The organism is Brevundimonas vitisensis, assembly GCF_016656965.1.
In the GTDB taxonomy this organism is placed as follows: domain Bacteria; phylum Pseudomonadota; class Alphaproteobacteria; order Caulobacterales; family Caulobacteraceae; genus Brevundimonas; species Brevundimonas vitisensis.
This window is the reverse complement of sequence record NZ_CP067977.1, coordinates 186,388-207,262: the sequence shown is the minus strand read 5'-3', so window position 1 is coordinate 207,262 and position 20,875 is coordinate 186,388. Positions and strand designations below refer to the sequence as shown.

Here is a 20,875-nt window from a genome sequence, read left to right as displayed (position 1 = left end):
GGTGTTCATCTGTCACGAACCGTGACACCGGCTCTATGTCGTGAATCCTGACATTCGAGGGTGTTCTACGTCAAGAATATTGACATACGGTGATACGCCGATATATCGTTGACCTAGACATGTCGCTGCTTTATGAAGTCGCCTCATTCCCGAGCGAGAGTGAGGAGGATGGAGCATGGAAGGGACGCCTGAAGAGACGCTGTGCCAGCCGACAGCGGATGACGTCGGTTCACCGTCGAGCGAACCGGTCGCAACCTCGATCGGTCAAGGCGCAGGCTCCGGCCTCCAAGTTGACGAGTTCTACACGTTCGTGATCGCGCGGGCGGGCTCCACGCCATGAACCGGAAGCCACAGGACCTGCGCGTTCGTATGCTTCATTGCCTGTGCGAGGGCATGTCGCAGCGTTCCTGCGAGCGCATCTTCGACGTCAGTCAGAACACCGTCGCCAAGCTGTTCGCCGAAGTCGGTGATTGGGCCATCGCCCACATGAAGACGCTCAAGAATCTGCACATCGCCAACATCCAAGCCGACGAACTGCATTCGTTCGTTGGGGCGAAGGAAAAGAACTTGTCGGACATGATCGACCCACCCGAGGGCGCTGGCCGTGTCTGGACCTACCTCGCCATGTGCGCGGATTCTAAGCTGATCTTCGAATACCACCTCGGCGATCAGGACGCTCTCAACGCCAGCGAGTTCCTAAAGAACGTGGCGGGGAAATTGGAACGGAGCCCGGACGGCGGGTTCGTCGTTCGGCCGCACCTCGCGACCGATGGCCTGAAGGCCTATACGAAGGCTTTCAGGAACGCGTTTGGCGCGGACGCTGACTACGGCATCCTGGAGAAGCAATACGACAAGCAGGACAAGAACGGGAACAAGGCGCCGGGCGGACGCTACATCGGCGCCAATCGAAAAAAGGGCTCCGGCGACTGGCGCGTCGAAGACACCCACACGTCATACATCGAGCGCCAGAATCTGAATCTGCGAATGGGAAACCGGCGCTTCAACCGGAAGACCAACGCCTTCTCCAAAACGATGCTGAACCACGAGCGGCACATCGCCATGTGGGCCGTCTGTCACAACTACTGTTGGATTCCGCGCCCGATGCGGCCTCGCCTTCAGCCCGATGGAACGCGCAGCCGCCAATGGATCAAGAGGGACCCGGCGGCGATCGCGGCCGGCCTTGCAACGCGGCTCTGGTCGGTCGCCGACATGCTCACGATGGCGGACGACTTCACGGCCGAACGCCGACTGGTGGAGTCCGAGCAGGGCGAAGAGCCGCCGTCCGAGCCGATCCTGATCGAAGTTTCGGACGACGATGTCGTGCTGGCCCCGTCGCATTGGGTTTATTCGAGCACCACGCACCAATCTACCAAGGTTCACAAAGCAGAATGCGCTTTTTGCCGCGACGGCCAGGGCCGCAAGGCCGGTGCCAAGTCGTCGGGGGTCTGGATGCCCTACTATTCGCTGGAAGACGCGATCGCCGCATCGGTCGCCATACAGCCCGATGACCATTCGATTTGTAATGTCTGCCTGGGGGACTATTTCAAGCGGGGCTACTACCCCTAGACGACCCAGACCCCCATCCCCTGGCATCGTTTGGATCACGATACCTAACCCCTAAGTTCAAACTGCGTCACCACCCCACCGACCGAATAGTTGACTCTGGCGCAGGGTCATCTATATGCAGCGCCAAGCTCGGGATAGGACTGCGATGCGCGCCGCCCCCCACGCCCAATCGGGCGGTTCCGGCAGCTGACGACGATACGACGCCCAGGTATTTGGCGTTCCCAATGCTTTTCCAGGACTAGATGACAGAATTCTCCCAACTGGGGCTTTCGCCCACGACCCTTCAGGCGGTCGCCGACACCGGCTACACGACGGCCACGCCGATCCAGGCCCAGGCCATTCCCGTGGCACTTGCCGGGCGCGACGTTCTCGGCATTGCCCAGACCGGCACCGGCAAGACGGCGGCCTTTACCCTTCCCCTGGTCGAGCTTCTCGCCAAAGGCCGCGCCCGGGCCCGTATGCCCCGCGCCCTGGTCCTGGCCCCTACCCGCGAACTGGCCGACCAGGTGGCCATGAGCTTCGAGAAGTACGCCAAGGGCACCAAGCTGAGCTGGGTGCTTCTCATCGGCGGCGTATCCATGGGCGATCAGGTTGCGGCCTTGAACAAGGGCGTCGACGTCCTCATCGCCACCCCGGGCCGTCTGCTGGACCTGTTCGAGCGCGGCAAGATGCTCCTGACGGGCGTTGAGCTGATGGTCGTCGATGAGGCCGACCGCATGTTGGACATGGGGTTCATCCCCGATATCGAACGCATCTTCAAACTGACGCCGCCCAAGCGGCAGACCCTGTTCTTCTCGGCGACCATGCCGCCAGAGATCACGCGTCTGACCACCCAGTTCCTGAAGGATCCGACGCGGATCGAGGCCTCGCGCCCGGCCATGACGGCCGAAACCATCACCCAGTATCTGGTCCGGCTGCCCACCTCCGACCCCAAGACCAAGCGGGCCGCCTTGCGAGCCCTGATCGGGCGGGCCGACGTCCGCAACGGCATCGTCTTCTGCAATCGCAAGAGCGAGGTCGATGTGGTCGCCAAGTCGCTCAAGCAGCACGGCTTCGACGCCGCGCCGATCCACGGCGACCTGGATCAGTCCCTGCGGACCAAGACCCTGGCGGCCTTTCGGGCTGGGGAACTGAAGCTTCTCGTCGCCTCCGACGTTGCGGCGCGCGGTCTCGACATTCCGGATGTCAGCCACGTCTTCAACTATGACGTCGCCCATCACGCCGACGACTATGTGCACCGCATCGGGCGCACGGGCCGGGCCGGAAAGCTGGGCCAGACCTTCATGATCGTCACGCCGAACGACGACAAGGCCCTGGATAAGGTGCTGAAGCTGATCAAGATGGCTCCAGAGGAGCTGGTGCTGGACGCTGCCGACCTGGGTGGAGCCAAGCCTGCCGCCAAGCGCGAGGACGGCCGCAGCCCCGACGTGCCGAAGATCGCCGACAGCTCCGAAGAGACGCGCGCCGACGCCCGTCCTGCCCGGGGGCGTTCGGGCCGTAACCGCAACCGCGCCGAAACCGCCCCCGCCGTGGTCGAGACGGCAGAAACGGCTTCCGCGGCACCACCGATCGCCGCCGAGCCGGCGGCCCGGCCGACCAAGCCCGCCCGTCCTGTGCAGGAGACCGCGCTGCGCCAGTCCGGCCGTCGCGGATCGAATGCCGACCGAGCACCTGCGCCCAAGACCACGGCCAAGCCGTTCGGCGACGACGACATCCCGGCCTTCCTGCGCCGTTCGGTGTTGATCAAGGCATAGTTCGACGAGGTTCATGGCGGCGCTTAACCCGTCGTTACCGAACCGTGGTCTAGCCTCCTGCCGTGGATCGCCGAATGCGATCGTTCCGGGGGAAGCGGGCATGCGGGCTCAGGTCGAAACAACACTGCGCGGGCCTGAATCCTACAGCCTGGCTCGCCGTGTCGTTGACGAGATGCAGGCCGCCAACGTCTGGCCGACGCCGGTCAATTTCGAACTCTGGCTGCACTATCTGGGCGATCCTGAGGGGCCGCTGGGCCGCGAGATCCAGCGCCTTCTGGCGGCTGACGAGCCCTTCACGGACGCAATGTCCGACATGCTTGCCGCCGAATACCTGCCGCGCGGGCGCCTGTCTGAGGAAATTCGCGATGCCGGCCGGGTGCTGGACCGCGAACTGGCCAGCGTGGCCGATGCCATATCCAAGGCTCACCAGTCTCAGTCGGCCTATGGCGACACCCTGGCCGATGCCAGCGCCGGGATCGAAAGGGTCGAGAACCCCGATGGTCTCAAGACCCTGGTCACCACCCTGACCACAGCGACCTTGAAGGTTCAGAACGAAAACGCCGCGCTCGAAAAGAAGCTGGAGACCTCGACCCGCGAGGTGGCCAAGCTGCGCGAACACCTCGAACAGGTCCGCCGCGACGCGATGACCGATGCCCTGACCAATCTGGCCAACCGCAAGGCCTTCGACGAGCATCTGTCCGCCGCCTGCGAGGCCGAAGATGCCGACTCAAAGGCGTTGACCCTGGCCGTCATCGATATCGATCACTTCAAGCGCTTCAACGACACCTGGGGCCATCAGACCGGCGATCAGGTCCTTCGATATGTTGCCAGCGTGCTGGCCCGGGTTGCGCGTCATCCCCGCATGGCGGCCCGCTATGGCGGCGAGGAGTTCGCCATGATCTTCCCCAGCGAGAGCGCCGGCACGGTCGAGGCCGCCTTGAACGCCGTGCGGCATGAGATCGCCTCGCGCGCCCTGCGCCGTCGCTCGACCAATGACGAACTGGGTGCCGTCACCATTTCGGCTGGCTTCGCTCAGCGCAAGCGCGGCGAAAGCGCCAGCGCCCTGCTGGAACGCGCCGATGCCGCCCTTTATGTCTCCAAGCGCAACGGCCGCAATCAGGTCACAGCCGCCGACGTCCTGGACAAGGCCGCCTGATCGAGAAATTCACCTGAGCGTCCGACTGGCCGTGCCATAGTCGCTTCATGCGCAGTTTCGCCTTTGCCGCCGCCTATTGGATCCTGTCCATCACCTATGGACTGACCGCTGCCTTTGCAGCCCTGGTGCCTGGCCGGGGCGCAACGGGCTGGATCATCCGCCGCTATGTGAAGCGTATGGTTCAGGCCATGCGTCTGCTGGCGGGAATCCGCATACAGGTGCGCGGCCGCGATCGCCTGCCCGAAGGCGCCTTCATCATCGCCTCGAAGCACCAGTCCTGGGGCGACGGCTTCGCGACCTATGACCAGTTCCCGGATCTGGCCTTCGTCACCGGCGACCACCTGGAGAAATTCCCCCTGCTGGGAACGGTGCTGAAGAAGCTCGGGGCCATCGTCGTGAACAACTGCGGCGGTCGCGAAGCGCGCGAATCGCTCAAGCAGCGCGGGGCCGACGCCCATCGCGAGGGGCGTCGCATCCTGATCTATCCAGAGGGCAACCTGGCCAAGGTGGGCGAGAAATTCCGCTACCGATCGGGCGTCTGGCACATGTACCGCGATTTCGACATGCCGGTGGTGCCCCTGGCTTCGAACCTCGGCCTGTTCTGGCCGCAGGAGGCGTTCCGCAAGACACCGGGCACTGCCACGCTGGAGTTCCTCGACCCCATTCCCACCGGGCTGGGCAAGGAGGAGTTCTTGGTTCGGCTGGAAGCGGCGGTCGAGACCCGCACGGCCGAGTTGATCGCGGAGGCCCGCGGCGGCCCCGTCATCCCCGCCGTTCGCGTCCTGGCTCCCGACGAGGCGGCCAAGGCAGCCCGAGCCGCCTCAGCCTCCTGACGCCATCACGCGGCCGGAATCACCGCGCCATCGTATTTTCCGGCGATGAAGTCCTTCACGTCCTGGCTGCGCAGCGCCGCCGCCAGTTGCTGGATGCGCGGATCGTCCCGGTTGTCGGGCCGGGCCACCAGATAGTTCACATAGGGGCTGTCCCCGCCCTCGATCGCCAGGGCATCGGTTCGGGGCTTCAGCCCGGCGTCCAGGGCATAGTTGGTGTTGATGACCGCCAGATCGACCTGGTCCAGGATCCGCGGGATCGTCGCGGCCTCCACCTCGCGGAACCGCAGTGCCTTCGGATTGCCGGTGATGTCCCGAACCAGCTGCAGCGGGCTGGCTGGATCGCGCAGCGTGATCAGCCCCGCCGACTGCAACAGCAGCAGCGAGCGCCCGGTGTTGGACGCATCATTGGGCAGGATCACCTGCGCCCCGTTCGGAAGGTCGGCCAGCGTCTGATGCTTGCGCGAATAGGCCCCCAAGGGCTCGACGTGCACCCCCGCCACCGTCACCAGCGTCGCACCGCGCGCCGCATTGAACTCGTCCAGATAGGGCTTGGTCTGGAAATAGTTGGCGTCCAGCCGCTTCTCGACCAGTTGCGTATTGGGCTGGACGTAGTCGTTGAACACCCGGATTTCGATTTCCAGGCCCTGGGCCGCCAGCACCGGCTTCAGATGCTCCAGGATTTCGGCATGCGGCACGGCCGTCGCACCGACGACCAGCGGTGCATCGGCACCAGACGCAGGCTCGACCGACGGGCCGCAGGCGGCCAGGCTCAGGGCGCCGGCGGAGAGCAACAGGGAACGGCGGTTCATCACGAGCACCTTTGATCAGCGGTGGGAAACACGGGCGACCAGGCGGTCACCGATCATTTGAAGCCCCTGCACCAGCAGGAGCAGAAGCACGACGGTCACGACCATCACATCGGTCTGGAACCGCTGATAACCGAACCGGACCGCCAGATCGCCCAAGCCACCTGCTCCGACGACGCCAGCCATGGCCGTATAGCTGACCAGGGCAATCGCCGTCACCGTGGCCCCGGCGACGATGCCCGGCATGGCCTCGGGGATCAGGGCGCGGGTCACGATCTGGAAGGTCGATCCCCCCATGGCCTGGGTCGCTTCGACCACCCCCTTGTCCACTTCGCGCAAGGCCGTCTCGACCAGCCGCGCATAGAAGGGCGCAGCGCCCACGACCAGCGGCGGGATGGCTCCGGCCACGCCCAGAGACGTGCCGACCATCAACACCGTCACCGGCAGCATGACGATCAGCAGGATGATGAAGGGCACCGACCGCAGGATGTTGACGATCAGAGACAGCACGCCGTTCACGATCGGATTGGCCGCCAGCCGTCCCTTGCCCGACAGATACAGCAGCACGCCCAGCGGGATGCCGAAGACGACGGTCAATGCCATCGATCCGCCCAGCATCAGCAGAGTGTCCAGCGTGGCTCGACCGATCTCGGACCAGTCCACATTGACGAAAAAGGTGTCCATCTAGGCGCTCACGCTTTCCACCGACACGCCGCGATCATTGAGTTGAGCCATCGCGGCTTCGGCATCGCCGCCGGTGAAGGCCACGATCAGCTGGCCATAGGGCTCACCCCGGATGCGGCTGATACGGCCCGACAGGATGGAATAATCCACCCCGACAGATCGCGCGATCCGGCTAAGCTCGGGCTCATAGGTCGATGCCCCGCGGAACGTCAGCCGGGCCAGCCGCCCGCCCGCCGGCACGACCGAGGCATCATAGGTCTCGCCCCCCTCACCTTCCGCCAGCATGGCGCGCGTCGCGGCTGCCTTGGGGTGCAGGAAGACGTCGGCCGTGGTGCCCTCTTCCACCAACCTGCCGTCCTGCAGAACGGCCACGCGATCGCAGACCCGGCGAACCACCTCCATCTGATGGGTGATCAGCACGACGGTCAGGTCCAGTTCGCGGTTCAACTGATCCAGCAGCGTCAGGATTTCGTCCGTCGTCTCGGGGTCCAGGGCACTGGTCGCCTCGTCACACAACAGGACACGGGGCTTACAGGCCAGGGCCCGCGCGATGCCCACCCTCTGCTTCTGTCCGCCCGACAGCTGTGCCGGGTATTTTGCAGCATGGTCGGCCAGGCCCAGCCGCGCCAGCAGGTCGGCCACCCGCCGATCGACCTCGGCCGCCGGGCGACCTTCCAGCTTCAGCGGAAAGGCAACGTTCTGCGCGATCGTGCGGGCATTCAGCAGGTTGAAATGCTGGAAGATCATGCCGATCCGGCGCCGCGCGGCACGTAGCGCGGCCGGTTTCAGCGCAGTAATCTCTTCATCGCCGACGAAGATCCGCCCGGCATCGGGCGTCTCCAGCCGGTTGATCGTGCGGATCAGGGTCGACTTGCCCGCCCCCGACCGACCGACCACGCCAAACACCTGTCCCTGAGCGACGCTCAAGGTGACGTTGTCCAGGGCGACGCGCTCGCCCGCCGCGCTGCGATAGCGCTTGGTGACCCCTTCCAGCCGGATCATTCAGTCGGTCTCTAGCGCCTTGGCGGGGATGATGGTGACGCTCTCGCCACAGCCGCAGGCATCGGTCTGGTTCGGGTTCCGGAACACGAATTTCGACGCCAGCTTCGACGTCTCGTAATCGATCTCCGACCCGATCAGGAACAGGATAGCCTTGGGATCGATTAGGATGGTGACGCCCTTGTCCTCGACCACCTCGTCCAGCGGCTCAACCGCCTCGGCATAGGCGAAGGTATATTCCTGTCCCGCGCAGCCGCCGTTCTTCACCCCGACCCGCAGGCCGACGTAGTCCTTTTCCGCATTGGCCATGATGTCGCGAACGCGCGCGGCGGCAGCGTCTGTCAGGGTCACGGCCTTGGGGCGCGGACGGCGGGGACGAAGGGTGGTCTGAAGCTCAGTCATGGCGTCACCTCAGAACATGTTCAGGGCCAGTTTGGCCTCGTCGCTCATCTTGGAGGAGTCCCACGGCGGGTCGAACACCAGATTGGCGCGGGCTGATTTGACGCCCTCGACCTTCTTGACCGCATCCTCGACCCAACCCGGCATTTCACCGGCCACCGGGCAGCCCGGCGCGGTCAGGGTCATTTCCACCAGCACGTCCCGATCGTCCGAGACGTCGACCTTGTAGATCAGGCCCAGCTCATAGATGTCGACCGGAATTTCCGGATCATAGACGGTCTTCAACGCCTCGATCAGGTCGTCGGTCAGCCGGTTCAGTTCGTCCTGAGACAGGGCGCTTTTCGTCGGGGCGTCCCACGCCTCGGCAAAGGTCTCACTGGTGCTGATGCTCTGGTCGTCCATATCCGTCACACAAAGAACTCGCGCGCCTTGATCAGCGCATCCACGAAGGCATCGGCGTCTTCGATCGTATTATATAGGGCGAAGCTGGCCCGCGCGCTCGACGTGATGCCAAATCGTCTGGAAAGCGGCTCGGCGCAGTGCAGGCCGGCCCGCACGGCGACGCCATACCGATCCAGGATCTGCGCCACGTCATGCGCATGCGCACCCTCGACCGTGAAGGTCAGGATGGCCCCCTTGTTAGGCGCTTCGCCGACGATCCGCAGCCAGTCCAGACCCGACAGGCGATCCACGACGTGGTCGTACAATGCCCGCTCATGCGCCGCGACCGCCTGGCGATCAAAGGCCATGAACCATTCCAGCGCCGCACCCAGGCCGATCGCCTCCAGGATGGGCGGCGTCCCGGCCTCGAACCGATGCGGAATCCCGGCATAGGTCACCGCATCTTCGGTCACGGTGAAGATCATCTCGCCCCCGCCCTGATACGGCGGCAGGGCCTCCAGCGCCGGGCGTTTGCCGTACAGCCCGCCGATCCCGGTCGGGCCATACAGTTTGTGGCCGGTGAAGACGTAGAAGTCGCAGTCCAGCGCCTGGACATCCGGGCTGCAATGCACCGCCCCCTGACAACCATCGACCAGCAGCAGCGCCCCGGCCGCATGGGCCAGGTCGGCGACCGCCTTCACATCATTCACCGTGCCCAGCACGTTCGACATATGGGTGATGGCGACCAGCTTGGTCCGGGGCCCGATCAGATCAGCCAGCGCCGCCATGTCCAGAGACCCGTCGTCCAGCACCGGTGCCCATTTCAGCACGATGCCCAACCGGTCGCGCAGCATCGCCCAGGGCACGATGTTGGCGTGGTGCTCCATCTGGGTGGTGACGATCTCGTCGCCGGGCTTCAGGCTCTGGGCCAGACCGGCTGCGACCAGGTTGAAGGCCTCGGTCCCGCCCTTGGTCCAGACGATCTGGTCCGGGGTCTCGGCATTCAGGAAGCGGGCGACGGTCTCGCGCGCCTGTTCGAACGCCTCGGTCGTCTCATTGGCCAGGGTGTGCAGGCCCCTGTGGACGTTGGAATAGCTGCCTTCCATCGCCGCCGTCAGGGCGTCGATCACGGCCTGCGGCTTTTGCGCCGACGCCGCCGAGTCCAGATAGACCAGCGGCTTGCCGTTCACCTGCCGCGACAGGATCGGGAACTGCGCTCGGGCCGCATAGGGGTCGAAGCGGGCGATTACAGTCGTGCCGTCAGCCATGCCCTCACCACCTCTCTCGCCCCTTCGTGGGCGATGCGGTCCACGACCTCGAACAGGAAGGCTTGCGTCAGCAGGGCCCGCGCCTCGTCGGCCGGAATGCCGCGCTGCTGCATGTAGAACAGGGCGCTCTCGTCCAGATTACCAACCGTATTCCCGTGCGCGCACTGCACGTCGTCGGCATAGATCTCCAGCTCCGGCTTGGCGTCCACCTCGGCCCGCTCACCCAGGATCAGCGCATGGTGCCCCATCCGCGCATCGGTGCCGTCCGCGCCGCGCTCGACGACGATCTTGCCCTGGAACACGCCGCGCGCCGTGTCGCGCACCACGCCCTTGGTCAACTGGGAGGTGACACCGTTCAGGCCCTCATGGCGCACCACGCTGGTCAGGTCGGCATGGCGCGTCCCGTCAAGCGCATAGACCCCGTCGATCCGCACCTCGGAGCCCTCACCGGGATTGGCGACGTGGGTCTCGAACCGCTGCAGCTTCGCTCCGTTCGTGACGATCGTCTGCGTGAACTCTGCGCCCTTGCCCAAGGCCACGTCGGCTCGCGAAAAGGAGATCGCTTCCGCGGCGTCGTCAGCGACGACGATGCGATCCAGCCGACCTCCCTCCATCACGCTCAACTTCAGGGCCATGTTGGCGACGTAGCCGCCTCGACCTTCATAGGTCTCCAGCAGGATGGCGTGATCGTTTGGGCCGACGGTATAGTCGATCAAGCCCTGCCAACCGCCGTCGAAACTGTCGCTTGCCACGCGGATCAGATGGACATGGGGATTGGCCGGCCGGACAGTCAGACCGCGCGTGCCTGCGTCGGTGAAGGTGTTCTCGCCGTCGTCCGTTCGTCCGTTCCCGAAAAGCTGGAGCGCATTCCACGGGACGCTTTCAAACAGGCCCGCACCGGAAACGTCCAACGGTTCGGCCGGAGGCGGAGCGTCGCGCAGATAGCGACGGACATCCGTATACTTCCAGGCCTCTGAGCGCCTCGACGGGAAGCTGGAGACGTCCTTCAGATCGATGCGAATGGGCGCGTTCAAGCCGCCTGCGGCAGATACTTGTCGTACCCTTCCGCCTCCAGCTGCAGCGCCAGTTCCGGCCCACCCGAGGCTACGATCCGGCCAGCGGCCAGCACATGCACCCGGTCCGGTTTGATATAGTCCAGCAGCCGCTGATAGTGGGTGATCACCAGCATCGCGCGGTCGGGACGTCGCAGGGCGTTGACCCCCTCCGACACGATCCGCAGGGCGTCGATGTCCAGGCCGGAATCGGTCTCGTCGAGGATTAGCAGCGACGGCTCCAGCAGGGCCATCTGCAGGATTTCCATCCGCTTCTTCTCGCCGCCGGAGAAGCCGACATTCAGCGGCCGCTTCAGCATGTCGAAATCCATCTTCAGCGCCTTGGACGCCTCGCGGACCATCTTCAGGAAGGCCGGTGCCGACACCTCCTCCTCGCCCCGCGCCCGCTTCTGGGCGTTCAGCGCCGTGCGCACGAAGGTCAGGGCCGGCACACCGGGAATCTCGATCGGATACTGGAACGACAGGAACACGCCCTTCGCCGCCCGCTCGGCGGGCTCCAGGTCCAGCAGGTCGTGCCCCTGCCAGGACACAGCCCCTTCGGTCGCCTCATAGCCGGGCCGCCCCGACAGGGCATAGCCCAGCGTCGATTTCCCGGCCCCGTTCGGCCCCATGATGGCGTGCACCTCGCCCGCCGGAACGTCGAGCGTCAGCCCCTTCAGGATCGGCTTTTCGCCGACGGAGACATGGAGGTTTTGGATGGAGAGCATCACTGCAACTGTGACCAGAGATAAAAGCCGCCGAGCGCGGCGAAGATGAGAACGGGAACGATCAGCTGCTTCAGCAGGTCTTTCGTCCTGGCGTGCGGGTCCGGCGTAAACGGCGGATAATGCTGGGCGACATAGGCCTCAACATCGGCCGCCAGCTTCGCCGGTGTTCCCCGCCGATCGACATGGATATCGTCCAGCGAGGCACCGGGCCCCCAGTCGTCTTCGGGGGGCAGCAATTCATCCTCGATCAGCAACCAGGCGCGATAACGACGCTCCATGACGGCATGGATCAGGCTCACCGTCTCGGCGGACAATGTGCCTTGCGCTCCAAAGGCCAGGAGGGTGTCCCCCGCCTCGGCAGCACCGTCCGGCAGTTCGACAGGGTCGATCCCGGCCAGCGACTGGACGCCATAGTTGAAGCCGCTCGCCTCGCCATCGACCGTCACCGGCACCCAGCCCCCGACGTTCTGGTCCAGTTCGAAGTCCGCCGGAAAGACAACGGTCACCCCGGTTTCCGCCATATCTGCAACCAGCTGCGCCACCCTGGGAAGGACAGCCTTCTGGACAATCAGTGCGCTGTCGATGCTCATCGAAAATCCTCCGCTCCATTCGACAAAAAGAGGCCGTTCATCTCGCCCGCCGGAACGGCGAGCGCCAGTCCCTTGACGATCGGCTTGTCGCCGATGGTGACGTGGAGGTTGGAGTTGGAGAGCATCAGTCGTTTCGCGTTCTGTTAGCGGCAACCGCATTGAGCTTGAAGACAAGCCAGGCAAAGAGTGGGATCAACACCAGTGCGAAGGCCTTGTTGATCTCCGTCAAAGCAACCCCAACCACAAAGAAAACAGACAGGCTGATCCCGATTGCCGAGCCAAAGAGCCAACCGCTTCTGTTTATCGGCCTGATGCCGGAAAAGGTGTTTCTAAACCAGGGCCGTAGAGTCACCCCACGCTCCCTTCAAGACTGATCGCCACCAGCTTCTGCGCCTCGCCCGCCGGAACGGCGAGCATCATCCCCTTCAGGATCGGCTTGTCGCCGACGGAGACGTGGAGGTTTGAGATAGAGAGCATTGGCAGCCTAACGCGTCAGAAAGCAGCCGACGGCGTCGCCGCGGATGCTGTAGATTTTCAGGGTGTCACCTTCACGACCAACCAGGGCAAAATCGGTCTGATCGCGGGGATCATAGGCAAGCAGCATTGTATCGCCGTCGTCAGCGACGATGGATACTTGGCGCATGAAGGCTCCACCTTGAGCCTCATCGTAGTCCTGCACATCGGCAAGGTACGGCTCGACCAAGGCCGCGCGCATTTCGGAAAGCCCTTCCTCGAACCACTCACGGGGAAGCGGAGACCCAAGCGCCTCTGGGTGAGGGGCGGGAATCTCGTAGGCATCAAGTTCCTGCTGAAGCCGAACTTTGAGCGCTTGAAGGTCGGTCACCCCACGCTCCCTTCCAGGCTGATCGCCACCAGCTTCTTCGCCTCGCTCGCCGGAACGTCGAGCGTGAGGCCGTTCAGGATCGGCTTGCCGACGGAGACATCGAGGTTGGAGATGGAGAGAGCGGTCACTTGCTGCCTAGCAATCGGGAGAAAAAGCCACTTTTCGGTGACTGTGGGATCGGAGGTTCGGGAACGGGTTGCGAGGCCTGCCGTCGAGCCGCTCTCGCGGCGTCCTTCGCCGCCATGACCTTGAAGGAAGCAATCGCATCATCCAAGTAAGCGGGCACATTCGCGGGCTCTTGGATGTCGTCGTCAGGATACCAGTACGGTCCACTCGTCAGGTCAGCGATCGCTCTGAGATAGATCGTTGCGGCCAAGGCCTCCGCTGAGTTCCCACCCGTGATTGTCATCGCCAAGTGCGACCACTGCCCCGCTTCAGGGGGCAGTTCATCGATCTCGCCAGTGGGCATGAAATAGGCCTCAAAGCCTGTTTGCGCGCCTTCCAGTTTGATGGGCAGATAGCCGCGGTGCTCCCGGAGGTTGACCGCCTCCGTGACCACGAAATCATGCCCCAAGGCCCGGGCTCGATCGCTGACTACATCGGCGGACGGCATCTGTGACTCATTGAGAAATACATACTGCTCGACAGCCATTACCCCACGCTCCCTTCCAGCGAGATCGCCACCAGCTTCTGCGCTTCCACCGCGAACTCCATCGGCAGCTTCTGCATCACGTCGCGGACGAAGCCGTTGACCAGCAAGGCCACCGCCTCCTCCTGCGACAGGCCGCGCTGCTGGGCGTAGAACAGCTGGTCGTCACTCAGGCGCGTCGTCGTCGCCTCGTGCTCCAGCTGGGCCGAGCCGTTGCGGGCCTCGATATAGGGCACGGTGTGGGAGCCGCAGTCGCCGCCGATCAGCAGGCTGTCGCACTGGGTGAAGTTGCGCACCCCTGTCGCCTTCGGATGCACCGAGACCAGCCCGCGATAGGTCGAGTCAGACTTTCCGGCCGAGACCGCCTTGGCGATGATCCGGCTCTTCGAGTTCTTGCCCAGATGGATCATCTTGGTGCCGGTGTCGGCCTGCTGATGTCCGTTGGTGATGGCGATCGAATAGAACTCGCCCGAGCTCTCCTCGCCGCGCAAGACGCAGGACGGGTACTTCCAGGTCACCGCCGAGCCGGTCTCGACCTGGGTCCAGCTGACCTTCGACCGGTCGCCGCGGCAGTCGGCCCGCTTGGTGACGAAGTTGTAGATGCCGCCCTTGCCCTCGGCATCGCCGGGGTACCAGTTCTGCACCGTCGAATATTTGATCTCGGCATCGTCCAGCGCGACCAGCTCGACCACCGCCGCGTGCAGCTGGTTCTCGTCGCGCATCGGCGCCGTGCAGCCCTCCAGATAGGAGACGTAGCTGCCCTTATCGGCGATGATCAGGGTCCGCTCGAACTGGCCCGTCTGGGACGCATTGATGCGAAAATAGGTCGACAGCTCCATCGGGCATTTCACGCCCGGCGGGATGTAGACGAACGATCCGTCCGAAAAGACCGCGCTGTTCAGGGCCGCGAAATAGTTGTCCGAGACCGGCACCACCGACCCCAGATATTGCCGCACCAGATCCGGGTATTCGCGCAAGGCCTCGGAAATCGGCATGAAAATCACGCCTGCCGCCGCCAGCTCCTTCTTGAAGGTCGTGACCACCGACACGCTGTCGAACACCGCATCGACCGCCACGCGCGGGGCCCCTTGCACGCCCGCCAGAACCTCCTGTTCCTTCAGCGGAATGCCCAGCTTGCGATAGACCTCGAGCAACTCCGGATCGACCTCGTCCAGCGACTTGGGCCCCTCCTTCTGCTTGGGCGCGGCGTAGTAGAAGAGCTCCTGATAATCGACCGGCTCGTATTTCACGGCCGCCCAGGTCGGCTCCTCCATGGCCAGCCAACGCTCATAGGCGGCCAGACGCCATTCCAGCATCCATTCCGGCTCGCCCTTCTTCTCGGAGATGAAGCGCACGATGTCGGCGTTCAGCCCCTTGGGCGCGAACTCGGTCTCGATGTCCGAGGTGAAGCCGTGCTCGTACTTCTCCAGCGCGGCGACGGCGTCGATGGTTTCCTGAACGGCGGCCATTAGGCGACTTCTCTCTGGCGCAGGGCAATCCGGGCGCGGTGCTTGGCATATGCGGCGGCCCAGGCGTCAGCGAACCGCGACCAATCGTCCTGCGTCGTACCCCAGCCACCCGAGACGCGAACGCCCCCGGTGCCCAGGTCATGCAGACCCATGGCGCTGATCGCCTTGGACGCCTTGGTCTTGCCCGAGGAACAGGCGCTGCCCGCCGAGACCATCAGGCCCATCAGGTCCATTGAAATCAGCTGCTGCGGGCTCTCCCAGTCGGGCACGGCCATGAACAAGGTGTTGGGCAGGCGCTCGGCCGCCTCGCCGATGATCGTCGCCCCGGCGGCCTTGACCCGCGCCTGGGCCGCATCGCGCCAAGCCTGGTGCGCCGCCGCATGAGGCAGGTCGCGCGCCGCGCAGTCGGCCGCGACACCGAACCCGGCGATGCCCGGCACATTCTCTGTGCCCGCCCTCAAGCCCCGCTCCTGCCCCGCGCCGTGGAGGGCCCGGACCACGGGCACGCCTTCGCGCGAAATCAGCGCCCCGACCCCTTGGGGTCCGCCCAGCTTGTGCGCCGACAGGGTCAGGGTGTCCGCGTCCAACGTCTGCATATCGACCGCAATCTTGCCCGCCGACTGGATGGCATCGACGTGCAGCCAGCCGCCAGCAGCACGGACCATACGCGCCGCCTCGGCAATCGGCTGGATCACGCCGCTTTCATTATTGGCGTGATGGATCGCCACCACGGCCCGGCCCGGCCGCGACAGAGCTTCTTTCAGCCAGGCCAGATCGACCACGCCATTGGCATCGACCGGCAGGACCTCGACCGGGCGGCCCGATGCCGCCGCCGCCTCGGCCACGCACGGGTGTTCGGTCGCGCCGACGATCAGCCGCTCACACCCCGCCGCCAGGGCGCTGAGAATGGCCTGGGCATTGGATTCGGTGCCGCCGCTGGAAAAGACCACGGCGGTCGGATCGGCCCCGACCAGATCGGCGACCTGGGCCCGCGCGGTCTCGACCCGTGCCCGTGCCCGGCGCCCCGCCGCATGCACCGCCGACGGATTGCCATTGTCGGCCAGGGCTCGTGCCATCACGTCCTGAACCTCAGGCCGCACCAGGGCCGAGGCGTTATAGTCCAGATAGACCGGCGTCATGCCGCCGCCTCCAGACCCGGGCGCACCGGGGCCGACCGGCGCGTAGCCGTCCGGTTCATCACGACGTCTTCCAGCGACACGCCCGCCAGATAGGCATGGATCTCGGCCCCCAGGTCTTCCCACAGATTGTGGGTGATGCAGCGCTCGCCGCCGATCATGCAGCCGCGGGGCGAGCCCTGGCCCGAACAGCGGGTGGCGCGGATCGGCTCATCAACGGCCAGGACGATCTCGGCCACGACGGTGTCGCGCATATCCTTGGCCAGGCGATAGCCGCCGCCGGGTCCGCGCACGCTCTGGACCAGACCGCTTTTGCGCAGCCGCGCGAACAGCTGTTCCAGATAGCTGAGCGAGATCTCCTGGCGCGCGGCGATCTCGGCCAGGGACACGGCGCGCTGCACGCCGTCGGCCCGTCCATTCTTGGCCAGATCGGCCATTGCCATCACGGCATATCGTCCCTTGGTCGACAGACGCATCGCACACCTTCAAAAATTGCGCGCTTTTCAAGGGTCCTGTGCTAGAACCCGCGCCTTCGCCCAGGCGTGGACGCGCAGGTCGGACTTAGAAAGTCCTACTCCTGCGGTCAAGTATTACGCAGGTGCGAAACGACAGTTGAACACGGGAAAATCGCCGCACCCATGCCTGAAGTCATCCTGCCCGGCGCCTCTGGCCGTATCGAAGGCCGTTACTCTCCGGGCAAACGCCCGAACGCGCCGATCGCCCTGATCCTGCATCCGCACCCCAAGGCTGCGGGCCATATGAACAACCCGGTGGCGGTCACGCTGTACCAGCTGTTCCAGAAGCGCGGCTTTGCCACCCTGCGATACAATTCGCGCGGCGTGGGCAAGTCGCAGGGCGAGTTCGACAGCGGCATCGGCGAGCTGGCCGATGCGGCCACCGCCCTGGACTGGCTTCAGACCAACAACCCCGCCGCCAGCCAGACCTGGGTCGCCGGCTATCAGTTCGGGGCCTATATCGGCATGCAGCTGCTGATGCGCCGTCCCGAAACGGATGGCTTCATCTCGGTCTCGCCGCCCTCGAACATGTACGACTTCTCGTTCCTGGCCCCCTGCCCGGCATCGGGCCTGTTCCTTCATGGCACCGCCGACACTGTTGTGCCGCCGGTCGAGGTGGAGCGCGTGGTCAACAAGCTGCGCACCCAGAAGGGCATCGTCATCGACTATGAGCTGGAAGAAGGCGCGTCACACTTCTGGCAGGGCCACATCGACGCCGTCGATCGCCGCGTCGGGGCCTATCTGGACAAACGGCTCGAAGAAAAGCCAGCCTGAGCCAGCCAGCGACCGCTTCTGACGCAAAGACCTGCCATGCCGTCAGGCACAGGTCTTTGACAATCGAATGCCGCATCCGCCGTCTCCACGACGATGTGGACCGAGTGGACCGAGTGGACTGAGTGGACTGTGTTTTGCCGTCCAGATCCTGTTGCCGCTCAGCGATAGATCAGGAACGGGTCACGGGTCTCGATCCACGCCCGTTCGTCCGGCAGGGTGATCGCATCCAGATCAGCGGGCGTCGCCGCCGCGTCATCTACCCATTCGCGCAGGCCCGGCCCGCCGTTGATGACGTCGATGGCCAGCTTTCCGAACGCATATTCGTAAGGGAAGTCCCGCCACAGGTCATAGTCCGGATACAGCTGCCGGATCGCCTTGAAGCCCAGGGCCTGCACCCGCCACGGGCGGAAGACCGAATGGCCATAGTGCGGTCCCTCGACGTGAATCTGGACCCCACTGCACAGCTGGCCGACATGCTTGTGAAAGGTCGGCTGGAACCAGCAGTCTCTCAGGACGCACCCCTCAAGCCACTGCGGTGCCAGGGCCTGCATGCGGGCGATCACGGCCCGCGCGTCGATGTCGGGCGCGCCGAACAGTTCCAGCGGCCGGGTAGTGCCCCGCCCCTCCGACAGGGTCGTACCCTCCAGCATCACCGTGCCGGCATAGGCGCGGGCCATGGAGACATTGGGCGCATTGGGGCTGGGGTTGATCCAGGCCCGCTCCAGCAGGGGCCAGCCAAAGCCGGGCGCGGCCTCGGGCTGCCAGCCCTCCATGGCGATGACGCGGTAATCCACGTCCAGCTTGAAGTGATCGATGAACCAGTGGCCCATCTCGCCAAGGGTCATCCCGTGCCGCATCGGCATCGGCCCGGCTCCGACGAAGCTTTCCCAGCCGGGGCGAAGCGTCAGCCCCTCGACCGGCCGCCCGGCGGGGTTGGGCCGATCCAGAACCCAGACCGTCTTGCCGTGCTCGGCCGCCGCCTCCAGCACATAGAGCAAGGTCGTGACGAAGGTATAGATTCGGCAGCCCAGGTCCTGAAGGTCCACCAGCAGGACGTCAAAGGTTTGCATCGACTGGCCGGTCGGCCGCCGAACTTCGCCGTACAGGCTGAACACCGGAATACCGTGGACCGGGTCGGTCTCGTCCGGCGTCTCCATCATATTGTCCTGCAGGTCCCCCTTCATCCCATGCTGCGGGCCAAAGGCGGCGCTCAGCGTGATCTCGGGACAGGCGGCCAGGGCGTCGATCGCATGGGTCAGATCGGCCGTCACCGAGGCCGGATGGGCCAGAAGGGCGACGCGCCGTCCCTTCAGCTCTGCCCGCAGCGCGGGGTCGGACAGCAGGCGATCAAGGCCGGTCTTCATCGGGGCTCCGGGGCGTTCAGATCGAGGACGAAGCCCTCGGCATGATGGAAATCAGGTCCGGCGGACGGATGGGCCAGGGCCCAATAGGTCTTGTCCCCGGCGGTGTCCTCGATAACCGAGGTCAGGCCGACACGCCACGGCAGACCGCTCTCCAGACCCGGCAGACGATCCAGATGCACGGTGGCGGACAGGCGATAGCGATCCGCCGTCCGCTCGCGCCGCATCGACTCGATCTCGACGCCGTAGGGCCTCGTCATGCCAATCCGGTATCCGCTGAACCCGTAGAAGGCCCATTGGCCCGACGGCGACAGATTCAGCTCGTAATAGCCGGCCCCGTCGTTCCTGGCGATGAAGACCTCGCAACACGTCTGTCGCCACAGATCGTCGGTGCGCCGACTGGGCACATCGACCGGAAGCGCCAGGCGTTCGATGTCGCCAATCAGTTCAAAGGTGACCTCGAAGGACAGGGCCCCGGTCCGCTCCGCCGTCACCGCGACGTCCCGGATCGGGCTGTCGCCCCCGGCCGGGTGAGGACGCAGAATGCGAAGTTCAGGACGGTCTCGGGCGGTTCGCTCAGCCATGACGTCCGTGCTACACGCCCCTTCCCCACCTAGCCAAGCCTGATCCCCGAATCCCTGACCATGACCGACAAAGCCTTCACCTCGGACTTCCTGCGTACGCTCCAGACGCGCGGATACATCCATCATATCACCCATCCGGCCGAGCTGGATGCGGCGGCCCGTGAAGGCGTTGTGGCGGGCTATATTGGCTTCGATGCGACGGCCCCCAGCCTGCATGTCGGCAGCCTGATCCAGATCATGATGCTGCGCCGGTTGCAGCAGGCGGGCGGCAAGCCGGTCGTCATCATGGGCGGCGGCACCACCAAGGTCGGCGATCCGACGGGTAAGGATGCCTCGCGCCCTCAGCTGACCGACGAGACGATCCAGGCCAACATCGCCTCGATCCGCACCGTGTTCGAGAAGTTCCTGACCTTCGGCGACGGGCCCACCGACGCCATCATGATCGACAACGACGAATGGCTGTCGAAATACGGCTACATCCAGTTCCTGCGCGACTACGGCACCCATTTCACTGTCAACCGGATGCTCGCATTCGATTCGGTCAAGCTGCGGCTGGAACGCGAACAGCCGATGACCTTCCTCGAATTCAACTACATGCTGATGCAGTCGGTCGACTTCCTGGAGCTGAACCGCCGCCATGGGGTGACACTGCAGATGGGCGGGTCCGACCAGTGGGGCAACATCGTTTCTGGCGTCGACCTGGTGCGGCGGGTGGATCAGAAGTCAGCCTTTGGCCTGACGACGCCCCTGCTGACCACCGCCTCGGGCGGCAAGATGGGCAAGACGGCCCAGGGTGCAGTGTGGCTGAATGCCGAACAGCTCGGCCCCTATGACTACTGGCAGTTCTGGCGGAACGCCGACGATGCCGACGTAGGCAAGTTCCTGCGCCTGTTCACCGATCTGCCCCTGGACGAGATTTCGCGACTGGAGGCCCTGGACGGCGCGGCCATCAACGATGCCAAGAAGGCCCTGGCCGATGCGGCGACGACGATGCTGCATGGCGCGGAGGCGGCGGCTCAGGCTCGCAGCCGATCCGAAGGAGCCTTTGAACGTGGTGAAGCAAGCCCCGTCGAGGTCGTCGAAGTGGACTGGAGCGGCGGCCAGGACGTGACGCACCGGACGCCTGAATATCTGGTCAGCGCGGCGGGTATCTCGTCCATCAAGGATGCCAAACGCTCAATCGCCAATGGCGAAATCCGCATCAATGGCGCGGTCGTGAACGGCAGCGAGACCTATGGCCGCGAGGACGTCGATCCCGCCACCGGGGACTTCCTGGTTCAGAAGGGCAAGAAGACCTCGCGCCGCGTCCGCCCCATCTGACGCCCTG

24 protein-coding genes are annotated in these 20,875 nt (G+C 64.8%); 6 read left to right on the top strand and 18 right to left on the bottom strand.

All coding sequences use genetic code 11. The features are described from left to right. Positions 1–336 precede the first annotated feature (336 nt). The 4 genes from JIP62_RS01025 (at position 337) to JIP62_RS01010 (ending at position 5,309) form a co-directional block, all read left to right on the top strand. Positions 337–1,566: a hypothetical protein gene (locus JIP62_RS01025; RefSeq protein WP_201103122.1), complete on the top strand. Its 1,230-nt coding sequence runs from the start codon at positions 337–339 to the stop codon at positions 1,564–1,566. A 242-nt stretch (positions 1,567–1,808) separates the two neighbouring features. Further along, complete coding sequence (locus JIP62_RS01020) at positions 1,809–3,320, top strand: DEAD/DEAH box helicase (RefSeq protein ID WP_201103121.1); 1,512 nt, start codon at positions 1,809–1,811, stop codon at positions 3,318–3,320. A 100-nt stretch (positions 3,321–3,420) separates the two neighbouring features. Further along, positions 3,421–4,476: a GGDEF domain-containing protein gene (locus tag JIP62_RS01015; RefSeq protein WP_201103120.1), complete on the top strand. Its 1,056-nt coding sequence runs from the start codon at positions 3,421–3,423 to the stop codon at positions 4,474–4,476. 47 nt (positions 4,477–4,523) lie between these two features. After that, positions 4,524–5,309 (top strand): lysophospholipid acyltransferase family protein, encoded by a 786-nt coding sequence (locus tag JIP62_RS01010; RefSeq protein WP_201103119.1) that lies wholly within the window; start codon positions 4,524–4,526, stop codon positions 5,307–5,309. 5 nt (positions 5,310–5,314) lie between these two features. Here JIP62_RS01010 and JIP62_RS01005 read toward each other — a convergent pair whose 3' ends face one another. The 16 genes from JIP62_RS01005 to JIP62_RS00940 form a co-directional block, all read right to left on the bottom strand. Beyond that, positions 5,315–6,118 carry a MetQ/NlpA family ABC transporter substrate-binding protein gene (locus JIP62_RS01005; protein WP_201103118.1) on the bottom strand — a complete coding sequence of 268 codons (804 nt, stop codon included), beginning with the start codon at positions 6,116–6,118 and terminating at the stop codon, positions 5,315–5,317. A gap of 15 nt (positions 6,119–6,133) precedes the next feature. Continuing rightward, on the bottom strand, positions 6,134–6,799 hold the full coding sequence (locus JIP62_RS01000; RefSeq protein WP_201103117.1) for a methionine ABC transporter permease: 666 nt from the start codon (positions 6,797–6,799) through the stop codon (positions 6,134–6,136). Next, positions 6,800–7,801 (bottom strand): methionine ABC transporter ATP-binding protein, encoded by a 1,002-nt coding sequence (locus tag JIP62_RS00995; protein WP_201103116.1) that lies wholly within the window; start codon positions 7,799–7,801, stop codon positions 6,800–6,802. Beyond that, positions 7,802–8,200: a HesB/IscA family protein gene (locus JIP62_RS00990; RefSeq protein ID WP_201103115.1), complete on the bottom strand. Its 399-nt coding sequence runs from the start codon at positions 8,198–8,200 to the stop codon at positions 7,802–7,804. It abuts the gene before it with no gap. Positions 8,201–8,209: 9 nt separating this feature from the next. Next, complete coding sequence (locus JIP62_RS00985; RefSeq protein ID WP_201104450.1) at positions 8,210–8,599, bottom strand: SUF system Fe-S cluster assembly protein; 390 nt, start codon at positions 8,597–8,599, stop codon at positions 8,210–8,212. A gap of 5 nt (positions 8,600–8,604) precedes the next feature. After that, positions 8,605–9,846, bottom strand: a complete 1,242-nt coding sequence (locus JIP62_RS00980) for an aminotransferase class V-fold PLP-dependent enzyme (protein ID WP_201103114.1) — start codon at positions 9,844–9,846, stop codon at positions 8,605–8,607. Further along, positions 9,825–10,880: a Fe-S cluster assembly protein SufD gene (sufD, locus tag JIP62_RS00975; protein ID WP_201103113.1), complete on the bottom strand. Its 1,056-nt coding sequence runs from the start codon at positions 10,878–10,880 to the stop codon at positions 9,825–9,827. The genes JIP62_RS00980 and sufD overlap by 22 nt, the downstream gene beginning before the upstream one ends. Next, positions 10,877–11,626, bottom strand: a complete 750-nt coding sequence (gene sufC / locus JIP62_RS00970) for a Fe-S cluster assembly ATPase SufC (protein ID WP_201103112.1) — start codon at positions 11,624–11,626, stop codon at positions 10,877–10,879. Before sufC ends, sufD begins: the two co-directional genes overlap by 4 nt. Continuing rightward, positions 11,626–12,216: a hypothetical protein gene (locus JIP62_RS00965; protein WP_201103111.1), complete on the bottom strand. Its 591-nt coding sequence runs from the start codon at positions 12,214–12,216 to the stop codon at positions 11,626–11,628. The genes sufC and JIP62_RS00965 overlap by 1 nt, the downstream gene beginning before the upstream one ends. Next, positions 12,213–12,341, bottom strand: coding sequence for a hypothetical protein (locus JIP62_RS15200; protein ID WP_269145465.1), 129 nt, complete (start codon positions 12,339–12,341; stop codon positions 12,213–12,215). Before JIP62_RS15200 ends, JIP62_RS00965 begins: the two co-directional genes overlap by 4 nt. A 359-nt stretch (positions 12,342–12,700) precedes the next feature. Beyond that, complete coding sequence (locus JIP62_RS00960; RefSeq protein WP_201103110.1) at positions 12,701–13,060, bottom strand: hypothetical protein; 360 nt, start codon at positions 13,058–13,060, stop codon at positions 12,701–12,703. Continuing rightward, on the bottom strand, positions 13,057–13,188 hold the full coding sequence (locus JIP62_RS15195) for a hypothetical protein (RefSeq protein ID WP_269145464.1): 132 nt from the start codon (positions 13,186–13,188) through the stop codon (positions 13,057–13,059). Before JIP62_RS15195 ends, JIP62_RS00960 begins: the two co-directional genes overlap by 4 nt. Beyond that, positions 13,185–13,712, bottom strand: a complete 528-nt coding sequence (locus JIP62_RS00955) for a hypothetical protein (RefSeq protein WP_201103109.1) — start codon at positions 13,710–13,712, stop codon at positions 13,185–13,187. The genes JIP62_RS15195 and JIP62_RS00955 overlap by 4 nt, the downstream gene beginning before the upstream one ends. Next, a complete protein-coding gene (gene sufB / locus JIP62_RS00950) occupies positions 13,712–15,178 on the bottom strand; it encodes a Fe-S cluster assembly protein SufB (RefSeq protein ID WP_201103108.1) in 1,467 nt (488 codons plus the stop codon). The genes JIP62_RS00955 and sufB overlap by 1 nt, the downstream gene beginning before the upstream one ends. After that, the gene (locus JIP62_RS00945; protein ID WP_201103107.1) at positions 15,178–16,317 is read right to left on the bottom strand and encodes a cysteine desulfurase family protein; all 1,140 of its coding nucleotides are present in this window, start codon (positions 16,315–16,317) and stop codon (positions 15,178–15,180) included. Before JIP62_RS00945 ends, sufB begins: the two co-directional genes overlap by 1 nt. After that, entirely contained in the window at positions 16,314–16,790 is a 477-nt protein-coding gene (locus JIP62_RS00940) for an Rrf2 family transcriptional regulator (protein WP_201103106.1), read from the bottom strand. The genes JIP62_RS00945 and JIP62_RS00940 overlap by 4 nt, the downstream gene beginning before the upstream one ends. Positions 16,791–16,952: 162 nt before the next feature. On the opposite strand from JIP62_RS00940, the gene JIP62_RS00935 reads away from it, so the two are divergent. Beyond that, a complete protein-coding gene (locus JIP62_RS00935) occupies positions 16,953–17,603 on the top strand; it encodes an alpha/beta hydrolase (RefSeq protein WP_201103105.1) in 651 nt (216 codons plus the stop codon). A 158-nt stretch (positions 17,604–17,761) separates the two neighbouring features. Here JIP62_RS00935 and JIP62_RS00930 read toward each other — a convergent pair whose 3' ends face one another. Both JIP62_RS00930 and JIP62_RS00925 read right to left on the bottom strand, forming a co-directional pair. Continuing rightward, on the bottom strand, positions 17,762–18,967 hold the full coding sequence (locus JIP62_RS00930; RefSeq protein WP_201103104.1) for an exo-beta-N-acetylmuramidase NamZ family protein: 1,206 nt from the start codon (positions 18,965–18,967) through the stop codon (positions 17,762–17,764). Continuing rightward, positions 18,964–19,548: a DOMON-like domain-containing protein gene (locus tag JIP62_RS00925; protein WP_201103103.1), complete on the bottom strand. Its 585-nt coding sequence runs from the start codon at positions 19,546–19,548 to the stop codon at positions 18,964–18,966. Before JIP62_RS00925 ends, JIP62_RS00930 begins: the two co-directional genes overlap by 4 nt. Before the next feature lie 60 nt (positions 19,549–19,608). On the opposite strand from JIP62_RS00925, the gene tyrS reads away from it, so the two are divergent. Next, positions 19,609–20,868 carry a tyrosine--tRNA ligase gene (tyrS, locus tag JIP62_RS00920; protein WP_201103102.1) on the top strand — a complete coding sequence of 420 codons (1,260 nt, stop codon included), beginning with the start codon at positions 19,609–19,611 and terminating at the stop codon, positions 20,866–20,868. Positions 20,869–20,875 lie beyond the last annotated feature (7 nt).